This is a genomic window from Mesorhizobium huakuii, from assembly GCF_014189455.1.
Classification (GTDB): Bacteria; Pseudomonadota; Alphaproteobacteria; order Rhizobiales; family Rhizobiaceae; genus Mesorhizobium; species Mesorhizobium huakuii_A.
The window spans coordinates 7,047,673-7,059,796 of sequence record NZ_CP050296.1 but is presented as its reverse complement, the minus strand read 5'-3'; the positions used below and the strand labels follow the sequence as shown (position 1 = coordinate 7,059,796).

12 protein-coding genes, 2 tRNA genes and 1 pseudogene are annotated in these 12,124 nt (G+C 63.1%); 4 read left to right on the top strand and 11 right to left on the bottom strand.

The genetic code is table 11. The features are described from left to right. The first annotated feature begins 230 nt into the window (after positions 1–230). The 4 genes and pseudogenes from HB778_RS34520 to HB778_RS42015 all read left to right on the top strand — a co-directional run bounded on the left by HB778_RS34520 (position 231) and on the right by HB778_RS42015 (position 3,472). Positions 231–662: a L,D-transpeptidase gene (locus HB778_RS34520; protein ID WP_095199830.1), complete on the top strand. Its 432-nt coding sequence runs from the start codon at positions 231–233 to the stop codon at positions 660–662. Between the two features lie 264 nt (positions 663–926). After that, entirely contained in the window at positions 927–2,135 is a 1,209-nt protein-coding gene (locus HB778_RS34515) for an ATP-grasp domain-containing protein (protein ID WP_183460371.1), read from the top strand. Between the two features lie 118 nt (positions 2,136–2,253). Next, positions 2,254–2,787 (top strand): annotated as a pseudogene (locus HB778_RS42020) (NAD(P)-binding domain-containing protein); the annotation flags it as partial. 43 nt (positions 2,788–2,830) lie between these two features. Beyond that, positions 2,831–3,472, top strand: coding sequence for a hypothetical protein (locus HB778_RS42015; protein ID WP_244662031.1), 642 nt, complete (start codon positions 2,831–2,833; stop codon positions 3,470–3,472). Here the strand turns inward: HB778_RS42015 and HB778_RS42010 are convergent. The 11 genes from HB778_RS42010 to HB778_RS34460 form a co-directional block, all read right to left on the bottom strand. Continuing rightward, entirely contained in the window at positions 3,457–3,960 is a 504-nt protein-coding gene (locus HB778_RS42010) for a class I SAM-dependent methyltransferase (protein WP_244661746.1), read from the bottom strand. The two genes, HB778_RS42015 and HB778_RS42010, sit on opposite strands and share 16 nt — an antisense overlap. After that, positions 3,957–4,289 (bottom strand): hypothetical protein, encoded by a 333-nt coding sequence (locus HB778_RS42005; protein ID WP_244661745.1) that lies wholly within the window; start codon positions 4,287–4,289, stop codon positions 3,957–3,959. The genes HB778_RS42010 and HB778_RS42005 overlap by 4 nt, the downstream gene beginning before the upstream one ends. Before the next feature lie 143 nt (positions 4,290–4,432). Further along, positions 4,433–5,419 (bottom strand): lipid A biosynthesis lauroyl acyltransferase, encoded by a 987-nt coding sequence (locus HB778_RS34500; protein WP_183460370.1) that lies wholly within the window; start codon positions 5,417–5,419, stop codon positions 4,433–4,435. A gap of 13 nt (positions 5,420–5,432) precedes the next feature. Then, entirely contained in the window at positions 5,433–6,461 is a 1,029-nt protein-coding gene (locus tag HB778_RS34495; RefSeq protein ID WP_183460369.1) for a zinc-binding dehydrogenase, read from the bottom strand. A 116-nt stretch (positions 6,462–6,577) separates the two neighbouring features. After that, entirely contained in the window at positions 6,578–7,849 is a 1,272-nt protein-coding gene (locus HB778_RS34490) for a beta-ketoacyl-ACP synthase (protein WP_183460368.1), read from the bottom strand. 48 nt (positions 7,850–7,897) lie between these two features. Then, positions 7,898–9,088, bottom strand: coding sequence for a beta-ketoacyl-ACP synthase (locus HB778_RS34485; RefSeq protein ID WP_183460367.1), 1,191 nt, complete (start codon positions 9,086–9,088; stop codon positions 7,898–7,900). Positions 9,089–9,144: 56 nt separating this feature from the next. Further along, on the bottom strand, positions 9,145–9,438 hold the full coding sequence (locus tag HB778_RS34480) for an acyl carrier protein (protein WP_027029416.1): 294 nt from the start codon (positions 9,436–9,438) through the stop codon (positions 9,145–9,147). A gap of 235 nt (positions 9,439–9,673) precedes the next feature. Next, complete coding sequence (locus HB778_RS34475) at positions 9,674–10,816, bottom strand: slipin family protein (protein WP_183460364.1); 1,143 nt, start codon at positions 10,814–10,816, stop codon at positions 9,674–9,676. Positions 10,817–11,177: 361 nt separating this feature from the next. Further along, a tRNA-Leu gene (locus HB778_RS34470) sits at positions 11,178–11,245 on the bottom strand. Between the two features lie 2 nt (positions 11,246–11,247). Continuing rightward, positions 11,248–11,323: transfer RNA gene (locus HB778_RS34465), tRNA-OTHER, on the bottom strand. Positions 11,324–11,552: 229 nt separating this feature from the next. After that, positions 11,553–12,101, bottom strand: coding sequence for a histidine phosphatase family protein (locus HB778_RS34460; RefSeq protein WP_183460362.1), 549 nt, complete (start codon positions 12,099–12,101; stop codon positions 11,553–11,555). Positions 12,102–12,124 lie beyond the last annotated feature (23 nt).

The following is a 12,124-nucleotide window of genomic DNA, read 5'->3' as shown; positions in this document are numbered from 1 at the left end:
TCTCGTTCATCGGTAGAGTTGAGCAGCGATCGACGTTGCATTGCAAGCCCGCCGGCAATCAAGTCCCTGCGACGTGTCGTTACGGCAACTATCGCGGGAAATCGTTCAAATTCGCTGCTTTGGATTGGCGAATTGATCAAGGACTGTGTGCTATTTGTTCAGTGCCATTAAAAAGGTGAAAAACAACGTGATGGCAAGCAGGCAAGGGGCAATCAAAGGGGTTTGATCGCATGAGGAAGTTCTTTCTCGTAGCAGCGGCGATGTTGGCAACCGCGCTGTTTGGTACGCCGTCCGCAAGTTACGCGGCGATGTTGGAAGCGAATATCGACGTGTCGTCGCAGACGATGACGGTGCGATACGGGTCGGAGGTTTATCGCTGGGTCGTATCGACCGCGCGTCCGGGTTATTTCACGCCGCGTGGCACGTACCGACCGCAGCGGACCGCGCGGATGTGGTATTCGCGCAAATACGACATGTCGCCGATGCCTTATTCCGTGTTCTTCCATGGCGGCTATGCCATCCATGGGACGGGCGCCGTCAGGCAACTCGGCCGCCCGGCCTCGCATGGCTGCGTGCGGCTGCACACGGCCAATGCCGCGACCTTCTATTCGATGGTGCGGGAAGTGGGCTTCGGCAACACGCGCATTGTCGTGACGAATTAATTGAAGCGCGAATTCTCGTTGCCGGGCCGGTGCCCGGCGCGAGACTTTCTACTGGCGGCTACAACAATCGGCCAAGGTTCTACCTGTTCCGATACAGACGGCTATTGCCGAGGGATAAGGGGTGTGCTTTCCATGCCATTGCCTGACTAAGGACAATCAGCAGTACCGGGCGCTTTGAATTATTAGAGGTCGCTTAAATATTGCAGGCGGTCAATCGGTTCGCCGGGAAACTTGCCATCGCGTGCCGTTTGCCGGAATTGACAGATGCATCCCCAGCCAGAGATGGACGATCGTCTTCCCAACCGGTCCGCCGGGGTGCTCATTCTTGGCGGGGCGCACGGGACGCTGGCGTTGGCCAGGAGCTTCGGCGCCCAGAAAGTGCCTGTCTGGCTGGTGAGCAACGACACCCCGTTGCCCAGCTTTTCGCGATATGCCCAGCGGACAATGACCTGGCCCGGTCCCGATGACGGTGGTGCCGTCGCCTTCCTGCTCAATCTGGCCAAGGTTCAGGGGCTGGGTGGCTTCCTGCTGATCGCCGGCGGCGATCCTGAAGTTCGTTTTGTGTCGCAATCGATCGACCAGTTGTCCGCCATATTCGACGTTGTGCTACCACGCTGGGAGCAACTGAAATGGGTCTGTGAAAAGCCGTTGCTCTATCGCCGGGCGCGCGAACTGGGGCTCGCCGTTCCGCTGACCTATGAGATCACCTCGCTCGAGCAGGCAGCGGCAGCCGACCTTCGCTTTCCCGTCATCCTGAAGCCGAACATGGGCGGGCGCAGCCGTTTTGCGCGCGCCAAGGCCGTTCTGACCCATGACAAGGCATCGTTTTTGACGGCCTACAGCTGGGGTGCCGAAGAGATCGGCGGCGGAAATGTCGTGGTTCAGGAAATGATACCGGGCGGAGGAGAGAGCCAGTTCTCCTATGCGGCGCTCTGGAATAAGGGCGCGCCGGTGGCGGAATTCACCGCCCGTCGTACGCGGCAATATCCGGTCGACTTCGGTTACACCAGCACGTTCGTGGAGGTTGTCGATGAACCGCAACTGATCGACGCCGCGCGCCGACTGCTTGGGTCGATCGCGCATCACGGGCTGGTCGAGGTCGAATTCAAGCGCGACGCGCGCGATGGTTCGATGAAGGTGCTCGACGTCAATCCTCGGCCCTGGACATGGTTTGGACTGGGCCCCGCCGCCGGCGTCGACCTCGGCGCTATGCTTTGGGCGATCAAATCGGGCCAAACGGTGCCGACAGCCTCAGCCCGGCCTGCTACGTCGTGGATGTATCTGGTTCGGGACATGGTGGCGGCCGGCAGACTGATCTCAAGCGGCCGGCTGACGAAGCGGGCCTATTTCAGCTCATTCGCCAAAGTACGGGCTTGGGCGACATTCCAGGCAAGAGACCCGATGCCGGGCCTGATCGACGTGCCCTTGACGGGCTGGAGAGTGCTGACGCGGCGGCTACTTCGGCTTTTGTGAGTCGAGCAATAGCCGGAGGAAGCCTCTCTTTCCGCAATCTTAACCGGGGAATGTTTAGGACGGCCGCGTAACTGAGTGAGTTCCACGGCTGCAGAAACAGACAGGCGAGACCACTGAGATGACCGCTTTCATGCCCAGGACCGACTGTGAGGTGGCCGTGATCGGTGCTGGTCCGTTCGGGCTGGCCGCCGCTTCCGCCCTCAAGGCGGCAGGCGTCGATACGCTCACGCTCGGTGGCGCGATGTCCTTCTGGCGCGACCATATGCCGAGAGGCATGAGGCTGCGTTCGCCCTGGCACGCGACCTATATCGGCCACACCAAAGGTCCGCTCTCGCTTGATTCCTACGCGAAGGTCCTCGGAATCTCGCCCCGCGAACCGCTGTGGCTCGAAAACTTCGTCGACTATGGATTATGGATCCAGGCCCAGGCGGTTCCGGATCTGGATACACGCAGGGTCGGCCGTGTTGAGAAGGCGAACGGTGGATTTCGTCTGGCACTGGCCGATGGCGCTGCCGTCAAGGCGCGCCGCGTCGTCGTTGCCACCGGCCTGATGAACCAGCAACTGATCCCCGCCGTCTTCAACGGGATCCCACAAGAACTGGTCAGTCATGCCAGTGAACATACTGGCTATGAGGCCTTCCGCGGCAAGCGCGTCGCCGTCATCGGGCGCGGGCAAAGCGCCTGCAGAATCCGCCGTGCTGCTCAAGCGCAGTGGCGCCGAAGTCCAACTCATCTGCCATGGCGACATCCATTGGCTGGGCTATCGGGCGCTGTCGGGAAAGCAGAGCTGGAGCTTGCGCGACTTCCTGTCGGAACGGCTCGCATCGCCTTCCAGGGTCGGCCCGTTCCCGATTTCCTGGCTGGTCGAAGTCCCAGGCTTCGTGCACCGGTTTCCGGAGCCAGCCAGGGCCGGGCTTAACAGACGCAGCCTCGGCGCCGGCGCGACGGGTTGGCTGAAGCCGGATTTCGATGGGATAAGGGTCAATGCCGGCAGCAGGATCGTCGCCGCGTCTGCCAAGGACAATGGCATCGAACTGCGGTTCGAGAAGGATGCCGCCACCTTCGACCACGTCCTGCTCGGCACGGGCTACCGGATCGATATCGCCAAGCTCGGCCTGTTCGCGCCCGATATGCTTGCCGCGATTGCCCGCCGGGAGGGGCTGCCGGTGCTTTCCGCAGGGTTCGAATCCAGCATTCCCGGGCTGCATTTTGTCGGCGCGAGCGCGGTCGGCAGTTTCGGCCCGCTGATGCGGTTCACCGCCGGCACGCCGTTTGCCGCGCGCACTGTTGCGCGGTTCGTTCAAAGAGCAAAAGACAGAAATTACGCCGCGGCCTGAACCTGAAAGACCGCATAGTCGATGGTGCGGATCGCATCGCGGAAACCGGGCATCGCCGGCACGGGCAATTGCCTGAAGATGCCGGTTTCGTGGATGGCGGGCCTCGCCCAATCGATGGCGCGGTGGCTCGAGCTTCCATAGACGATGAAACAATCCCGCGGGCGTCGCTCAAGCGACGACACGAGATTTTTCAGGACGATGTCGAAAACGTCCTTGGAAAAGGGATTGTAGAAATAGACCACCAGCGGCGCTTCAGGGAAATCGTATGCCGCCGCATCGGCCTCGACGACGCTGAGTGCCCGGCATTTCTGCGACGGGTCCCGGAAACGCTCGATGTTGCTCCGGGCGATGTCCACCAATTCCCTAGCGAACTCCACGCCGATGATCCCGGCGAACGGATATCGCGACGCCAGCAGCAGCGTTCGTGATTTTCCGGAACCGATGTCGATGAATGTATGGTCACCGAGATCGCGAGGCAGCGACTTCATGATGAAGTCGAAGGTTTTCGGCGAGGTGCAGACGGCTTCGTTGCCCTTGCGCGGTGCGGGCCGACGACATTGAGGGCACCGAGCTGGATCGAGCCGGCCGTATCGACGTTGTGCAGGCGGTCCCATTTGCGGGCAAGACGGTCGGCGACGATATGCCTGACGTTGCGCCGGACAAAGCCAAGGCTCGCGCCGAGGCCATGTCGGCGGATGAGCCTTAACGGCTCCAGCAAGCCATGCTGACGGATATGCGACCATGCCCGGCCAAAACGGCCGAACGAACGATCCTCGACGCCATCCCGATCCACGCGCGGCATTTCGATATTCGTCATGCCACGGGCTCCATCCCAGTCGATGAACATCTCCTGGGGTATCTGCACCGCGGTCGTTTAAGATTCCCTGACCAGTAAAGTTACGAATGTCTGGATCGTAGGCCCGCCGGAAAGGGCTGCGGCAAACACTCCAGCGGACGTGGTCAACTGGTCGCAGCAGGCGCCTTTGCCGGCGGCCGCTTCTTGCGCCGCCAGTTGCTGATCTCCCACCTTTTGTGGAACCACATCCACTGGCCGGGATCCTCGCGTACCCAGCGCTCGACCACGTCGTTCAGCATCTGGGTGGTGGCGTGGACGTCGACGCTGCCGTCGGCGGTGCGCGGCAAGACCAGCTTATCTTCGATTTCGAGGCGGAAGCGGTTTCCGGGCAATCTGATGCAACGCGCCGGATAGACGTCGCAGTCATAGTGGCGGGCAAGGGTGCCGAGCACGCGGTTGCTCTGGCAGGGGCGGCCGAAGAAGGTCGTGTCGAGACCGTTGGAGAATTTCTGGTCGACGAGCACGCCGATATTGCCGCCATTCTCCAGCACCCCGGCCAGCGCAAACGAGGCACCGGCCATCGACGGCAGCAGCGATCCCATGGTCGATCGGCGCGTCGAGAGGATGTAATCGGCGAGGTAGGGGTTGTTGGGCGGGCGAAACAGCGCCGTGATGTTCATGCCGAAGGTCGCCGCCGCCACCGGCAGCAGCTCGAAATTGCCGAGATGGCCGGTGAAGACGATGTGCGGCTGCTTCTCCGCGGCGATCTCGACAAAGTGCTCTGTTCCCTTGACCTCGACGCGGCCGGGCTTGCTTGCCGCCGGGTCATAGTCGAACAGGGCGTCTAGGAAGATGTATTCGGCGGCAAGGCGGGCCATGTTGCCCCACATATCGGAGGCGATGGCCTGGATCTCGGCCTCGCTTTTGTCCGGATAGGCCTTGTGCAGATTGTCGATGGCGACTTGGTGGCGTCCGACTCGGGGACCAATGAGGCGCGCAACGCGGTCGGCGAAATTCAGCGCGCTGTCGACCGGCAGCAGACGCAGAACCGAGATGATGATCATCGCCGCGCGGGCAACCAGCCAGTAGTTCAGCTGGCGCAGCTGCCTGCCGTAGCGAAATTTGAGATCGCGGCGAAACTTCTTGAGCACCGAAGTCAAGGCCTTAGGCGACGCGCAGGATGATCTTGCCGAAGACGTCACGACCTTCCATGCGCTTCAGCGCGGCGTCGATATCGTCGAAGCCGACTTCGGTGTCGATGACCGGCGCGACCTGTCCCGCCGCCATCTTCTGCATGGCGTTGGCCATGTTCTCCATGCGGCAGCCGAAGGATCCGAGCAGTTTCAGCTGCTGCTGGAACAGCTGCATCAAATTGATCTGCGTCGACACGCCTGATGTCGAGCCGCAGGTGACCAGGCGGCCGCCGCGCTTCAGGCACAGCATCGAGCCGGCAAAAGTGTCGGCGCCGACATGTTCGAAGACGACGTCGACGCCCTTCTTCTTGGTCAGCTTGCGCACGACGCCCTCGAAACGATCGTCGCGGTAGTTGATGACATGGTCGGCGCCGAGCGCCTTGGCCCTATCGATCTTGTCGTTCGAGCCGACCGTGGTGATGATGGTGCAGCCCATGCGCTTCGCCAGCTGAATGGCCGCCGAGCCAATGCCGGATCCGCCGGCATGGACGAGGATGGTTTCGCCGGGCTGCAGCCTGGCATTGTCGAACAGCATGTGCTCGACCGTGCCGAAGGTGACGGGGGCCACAGCCGCGCCGACATCGGTCACGCCGGGCGGGGCGGGGACGAGCAGGCGCGCGGGCAGGTTGATCTTCTCCTGCGCGAAGCCGTCGAGATGGAAACCGTGAACGCCCGAAACATGTTCGCAGAGATTGTCGCGGCCTTCGCGGCAGGCCCGGCAAAGGCCGCAGGTGCGCGCGCCGTAGATCGACACCAATTGTCCGGGCAGCAGGTTGGACACGCCGGGGCCGACCGCCTCGACCTCGCCGGAAGCTTCGGCGCCGACGACCAGCGGCAGCTTGCGCTTGGCGAAGGCCATGCCGCGCCAGCCCCAGACGTCGATGTGGTTCAGCGCCACGGCCTTGATGCGCAGCGTGACTTCGCCGAGTGCGGGTGGCGGCGGGGGCGGCAGGTCCACCGTTTCAAGACGGCGGTCCTCGATAAGTTGCAGTGCGCGCATAAGGCCTGTCGGTTCTGGTCTAAAGCGCGTCGCGCTTTAGTTCTTTGTTTTATGCATGTCGTTCTCGCAAAACCGAAGTCGCTTTTGCGCGACATGCATTGGCGGAAGTGGCTCGCTTAGACCGGTTCCCGCGCCATGACAAGGCAAGTGTTCTGGCCGCCAAAGCCGAAGGAGTTCGACAGAACGCTGCGAACCTCGGCGTTGCGCTTCTTGTTAGGCACCACGTCGAGCACGATCGCCGGGTCGGGATTGTCGTAGTTTATGGTCGGCGGAATGACGCTTTCGCGCATCGTCATCAGCGAGAACGCCGCCTCGACGGCGCCCGCCGCCGACAGCGTGTGGCCGATCATCGACTTGTTGGACGAGACCGGCATCGAGCCGATACGCTCGCCGAACACGGTCGACAGCGACAGATGCTCCATCTTGTCGTTTTCCGGCGTCGAGGTGCCATGGGCGTTGACGTAGTCGATCTCGTCCTTGCTCAGGCCGGCGTCGGCAAGGGCGGCGCGAACCGCCGCGATCGCCGGCGAACCGTCGGGCTTGGAGCGGGTGCGGTGGAAATCATCGGCCTTTTCGCCGCAGCCGCGCAGGATGCCGAGAACGCTGACGCCACGGGCAAGGGCGGCTTCCAGCGATTCCAGCACGAGAGCGCCGGAGCCCTCGGCCAGCACGAATCCGTCGCGATCCTTGGAAAACGGCTTCGACGCCTTTTCCGGAATGTCGTTGTGGGTCGACAGCGCCGACAGAAGCGAGAAGCGGATCAGCGCCTCGGCGGTGGCCGAACCGTCGGCGCCGATCGACAGCGCCCGGTCGCATTCGCCACGGCGGATCGCCTCGACGCCGAGCTGGATGGCGGTGGCGCCCGATGCGCAGGCGGTCGACAGGGTGATCGGCAGGCCGCGCGTGCCGAACCGGTCGGCGAGACGGTCGGCGATCGAGCCGAACTGGGTGGTCTCGAAAATATCGAGCTCCTTCAAGCCGCGCGCCACCCGCAGCAGCCTTTCGGCACCAGCGTCCTGGCTGTCGGAATTGTAGAGCGAGAAGCGCTCGTGCCAGTCGAGTTCGACCGGCGGCGAGGCGAGGAAGAGCGGGCCGCCGAAATCGCTGGAATCGAGGCCGGATTCGGCCACGGCTTCATGCGCGGCGGTTTCGGCCAGTTCGTAGGTGAGGGGGCTGGCGCCCTTCGAGCTCGAGTCCAGGAAGTCGACCATGCCGGAAATGCGGGTGTTGAGATGATCGACCGGAAAGCGGGTGATCGGGTGGATGCCCGACTTGCCCGAGGTCAGCGCCGCCCAATTGTCAGCCTTGCCGACGCCAAGCGAAGTCACCACGCCGATACCGGTCACGGCGACGATCGGCCTGCCCATGTGATCTCTGAAATTGGTCATCGGGAAGCCCTCGAGCGGTTCATCTCTAACTGCATGGCGGGTGCCGCCTTACGCTGACTTGACCAGCGCCATGCCCTCGAATTGGTGATAGCCGATCGCCGTTGCAAGGACGCTGCCGGGAGCGCCGTCGAACGGCTTCTCGGCCGCGGCATCAAAGACGGGGTAGGCGGCCTTGCGGTCGACGGCGAGTGCCGCCAGCGCCACGGCGAACGGAAACTGCGCTTCCTTCATGTGCCCGGTCAGCGTCGAGAAACCGCGCATTGATATTGCCGGATTGGCATCGAGCGCTGCTTTCTCGGCTGATGTTGCGGCATGCGCCCCCGAGGCCCCCGACATGGCGAGCAGCTTGCCGTTCGGCAGCGCCGCCTGACCGAGCAGTGCGGCGATTTCGGCGTCGAGTTCGCCGCGCGACCGCCTGGCGCGGCCGGAAACGACCGGTCCGAGCTCGGCATAGATCTTGCGCCCACGGCTTGTCGCGTGTTCGCGCTGTTCCAGCACCAGGAAGGCTCCGCCGGAACCTGAGACCACGCCGCCGCCCTCCGCGCCCTGCCTTTGCCAGACTGGCTTCCAGGGGCCGCGATGCAGATAGCCGGCGAGCTCGTAGCCGAGCAGCATGTCGGAATGTTCGGTCTGGAAGGCGCCGCCGACCAGGACGTGCGTCGACTGGCCGGAGCGAATGCGGGCAGCGGCCGTCTCGACAGCGGAGACGCCGGCACCTTCCTCGCCCATGAAGGTGCGCGAGGAGCCCGTTACCTTGTGGACGATGGAGATGTTGCCGGCGAGCAGATTGGAAAGTTGGGCCAGGAACAGGGTCGGCCGCAATTCGGTGGTCAGCTTCTCGTTGAGCAGCACGTCACGGTCGTTGCGGCTTTCCGAAGCGGCGAGGATAGCGGCATCGACCGCCTCGTCGCGCTCGCCGCCGCCGGCGGCCACCACCATGTCCATGGTCGTGCAGAGCTCGTCATTGCCCTTGATGCCGGCGTCGTCGAGCGCAAGGCCGGCGGCATAGGTGCCGAGCCGCTGCCAGGTCTCCATCTGCCGCTGGTCGCCACGCTTGGCGATCTGCAGGTTCCAGTCGATCTCCGGCAGCGGATGAACGGTATAGGGCGCGAAGCGCGCGGCTTCGAGCACCGGCTGCAGGCCCGGCTGCGCCAGCTTCTGCCAGTGGGCGTCAGGGCCTTCTCCCAGCGAGGAGACAAGGCCGATACCAGTGATGACGACGTCGCGGGGGCTACTCATGAGCGGCTTTGTGGGTCAGGCGGCAAAGCGCGTCAAGGTCGCGCGCTCAGCTGACGTCAGGCGGTCTTGGCGGCGACCAGCGCGTCGATCTTGGCGCACAGGTTCTTCATGACGAAGTAGTCGTCGGTCGAAGCCTTGCCGTCATTGACTTCCTGGGTCCACTTTTCCAACGGCACCTTGATGCCGAATTCCTTGTCGATGGCAAAGACGATGTCGAGGAAATCGAGGCTGTCGATGCCGAGATCGTCGATCGTGTGGCTCTCGGGCGTGATGGTGTCGATATCGATCTCGCTGGTGTCGGCAATGATCTTGGCGACTTTGTCGAACGTGGTGGAATTCGTGGTGGACAACGGGGCTTTTCCTTCTTTGCGGGCGGAATCTGTCCGCATCTAGTTTGGGCGCTGTCTAATCGGTTTTTCCCGGCAGGAAAAGGCCTGATAGTCCGGGCGCAGATGGGAAGCGTGCCCAAGAAACGCAAGAAGGGCCGCCGGTCAACCCGGCGACCCTTCCCATTACGTCAGGTTAGTCTTTGTTTCGATGCATGTCGTTTTCCCAAAACCGGGAACCACTTTTGGGCGACATGCATCAGCTCTCGCGGAGCTTGACCAGGTCGTTCAGCAGTCCGCCCGTTCCGTTGTGGACGGTCAGCCGCTCGACCTTGCCGGCAATGGTTTCCAGAGCCTCGAGCTCCTTCAGCCGCAGCATCACCGGGTTCTCCGCCATCACCCTGGCCGTGTTGAGCAGGGAACGCGTGGCGTTCGTCTCCTCGCGGCGGCGGATGACGTTGGCCTCGGCCTGCTTTTCGGCCGAAACCACCTGGTTGAGGATCTCGCGCATCTCGCCCGGCAGGATGACATCCTTGAGGGCGATATCGCTGACCTCGACGCCGATCTCGGCCATGTCGGTACGGACCTTGGCAGCGGCTTCCTCGTCGACCGTCACCTTCTTTTCAAGGATCTGGTCAAGCGTCAGCCCGCCAAGCGTCTTGCGGAAGGCGTACTGCAGTGCGCGGTAGAGGGCCTCGGAGAAGTCCTTCACAGCGCTCACCGCCTTGACCGGGTCGACGACCCGGTATTCGGCGGCGATGTTGACGCGGATCGTGACGCGATCCTTGGTCAGCACTTCCTGCCCGGTGACATCGAGCGACTGGCGCTTGAGGTCGACGACCCTCATCTGCACCATGCGCCCGACGTTCCAGAAGCCATGCACGCCCGCAGCCAGCGTCCGGACCAGGACACCGTCTACGAACAGCAGCCCCGCCTGGCCGTCGACAACCGGGTAGACGGACATCAATTCCGCCTTCCGGGCCTGCCCCAGCCGGCGCATGACAGCCGGATCGATGGCAAGGTCAGCCGAAGTGTCGACCATCGTCACCTTCCACGGCCCGGCATCCGTCCACAGCACCAGCTTGCGGTCCGGCGCCAGAACGGCATGCAGATTGCCGTCACGCTCGATGACGGCGACGTCCGTGCGCCCGGTGCGAACGACGGTGAAATGACGCGCGGCCGCATCCGGGAGCTTGTCGAACAACGCCTTCTCGTATGCCGAAACGAATTCCGGGTTCTTCAGATCGTGCCGGGATACTTCCAGGCTTCCACGCCGGTTGGCGAGCCAATGCTCGCCCGGCAGCAGGACAGCCTTGATCTCCCCCTTGTAGAGGGTGAGGGCACGTTCGTTTTCCCTAACGAGGACGCGCTCGCGTCCAAGAACCTTATCGAGAACAGTCATTGTCTTACTCCTGTCGGGCATGGCCCCATGCGAGGCGTCAACTCATGCGTCGATCTTCCCTTCGTTTCTCGTTTCACGTCGTCATGGTCCGGGCACGAATGATCCGGGGACCGGTGGCATCAACCCGTGGCGGGCCTTCGGGAGCGGATCGCGGGGCAGCGAGGCGGGCGCCTGAGGCCGTAGCCTCCCTTGCCGGCGACGCTGCGCCTTGATCATCACCGCGGGCCAGGCCGCGAGCCGATGGCGTTGGACCTTACGAAACGGCCTTGGCCCGAAGGCTTCGGCCGTTCGTCAGGTCTTCAGCATTCCAGTCCCCGGACCGTTTTTCGAATAACACCGTGCAGGGTGCTGGCTTATCAGGCCAATGGAGAAGGATTCGAACCTTCGACGTCAGAACCTAAATCTGATGCTCTACCAAACTGAGCTATCCGTGGTGCAGACAGCAGGATTCGAACCTGCGACCTCCGGATCCAAATCCGGCGCTCTACCAGACTGAGCTACATCCGCGATCCCAATCCCCGAAACGGCGCCGTATACAGGGCGGCAATGCCGCCTGCACGGGCGGAGACGAAAGCTCCAACCGTTGTGCTCGCTTCGGTTCTCGTGACCGGGAGCGCGGCTATAGAGCCTGCGACGGGTTGTCGCAAGCGGCATTGTCGCGGCGAATTCGTGGCTTCTTTCGGTAGTGGCGTTTCGGCAACACTGCCTCCAGCGCCATCGACCAAAATATCTGAGGTCAGAAAGTGACGCGGCCGAGTACGCGCAGACCATCGCCTTGCGGCTCGACGACCACGGCTTCGCCTTCGCGCGGCGACACACCGGTGAGCGCCACGATGTCTTCCAGATGGGTGACCATGACCAGATTGTCGGAACCGGAATAGGCGCGGATTTCCTTCATGATGGCGGCGATCTGCGCTGCCTTCTGCGCGTCGTCGCCCTTTAAGAGATCGAGCGGGGCGAACAGCTCCGGCTCCGCCTCGAAGGCGATGCGGGCGGTGTCGAGGCAGCGGCAGTAGCGGCTGGACAGCACGCGCTCGATCGGCGCGGCGCGGGCGGCAAACAAGGCGCCTATCTTGCTCGCCTGCTGCTTGCCGCGCGCCGACAGGTTCATCTGGGTGGCACAGCTGTCGATGTCGAAATTGGCGGGATCGGTGGTGCCGGTGACCATGGCATGGCGCAGCAGCACGACATGGCCACCATCACGCAGCAGCGCCCAGCCGGCATCCGTGGCATGGGCCGCGACAGGAATGACGAGCAGCAGCAAGGCCAGGGCAAATCGGATCATCGCGGTCCTTCCAGGAGCCCGAC

What these genes read in the sequence shown, in the direction of transcription:
- HB778_RS42005 (WP_244661745.1), bottom strand. Translation starts at nt 4,289, where the DNA reads ATGACGAATATCGAAATGCCGCGCGTGGATCGGGATGGCGTCGAGGAT.
- HB778_RS34460 (WP_183460362.1), bottom strand. Translation starts at nt 12,101, where the DNA reads ATGATCCGATTTGCCCTGGCCTTGCTGCTGCTCGTCATTCCTGTCGCG.
- HB778_RS42010 (WP_244661746.1), bottom strand. Translation starts at nt 3,960, where the DNA reads ATGAAGTCGCTGCCTCGCGATCTCGGTGACCATACATTCATCGACATC.
- HB778_RS34495 (WP_183460369.1), bottom strand. Translation starts at nt 6,461, where the DNA reads ATGCGCGCACTGCAACTTATCGAGGACCGCCGTCTTGAAACGGTGGAC.
- HB778_RS34515 (WP_183460371.1), top strand. Translation starts at nt 927, where the DNA reads ATGCATCCCCAGCCAGAGATGGACGATCGTCTTCCCAACCGGTCCGCC.
- HB778_RS34520 (WP_095199830.1), top strand. Translation starts at nt 231, where the DNA reads ATGAGGAAGTTCTTTCTCGTAGCAGCGGCGATGTTGGCAACCGCGCTG.
- HB778_RS34485 (WP_183460367.1), bottom strand. Translation starts at nt 9,088, where the DNA reads ATGAGTAGCCCCCGCGACGTCGTCATCACTGGTATCGGCCTTGTCTCC.
- HB778_RS34490 (WP_183460368.1), bottom strand. Translation starts at nt 7,849, where the DNA reads ATGACCAATTTCAGAGATCACATGGGCAGGCCGATCGTCGCCGTGACC.
- HB778_RS34475 (WP_183460364.1), bottom strand. Translation starts at nt 10,816, where the DNA reads ATGACTGTTCTCGATAAGGTTCTTGGACGCGAGCGCGTCCTCGTTAGG.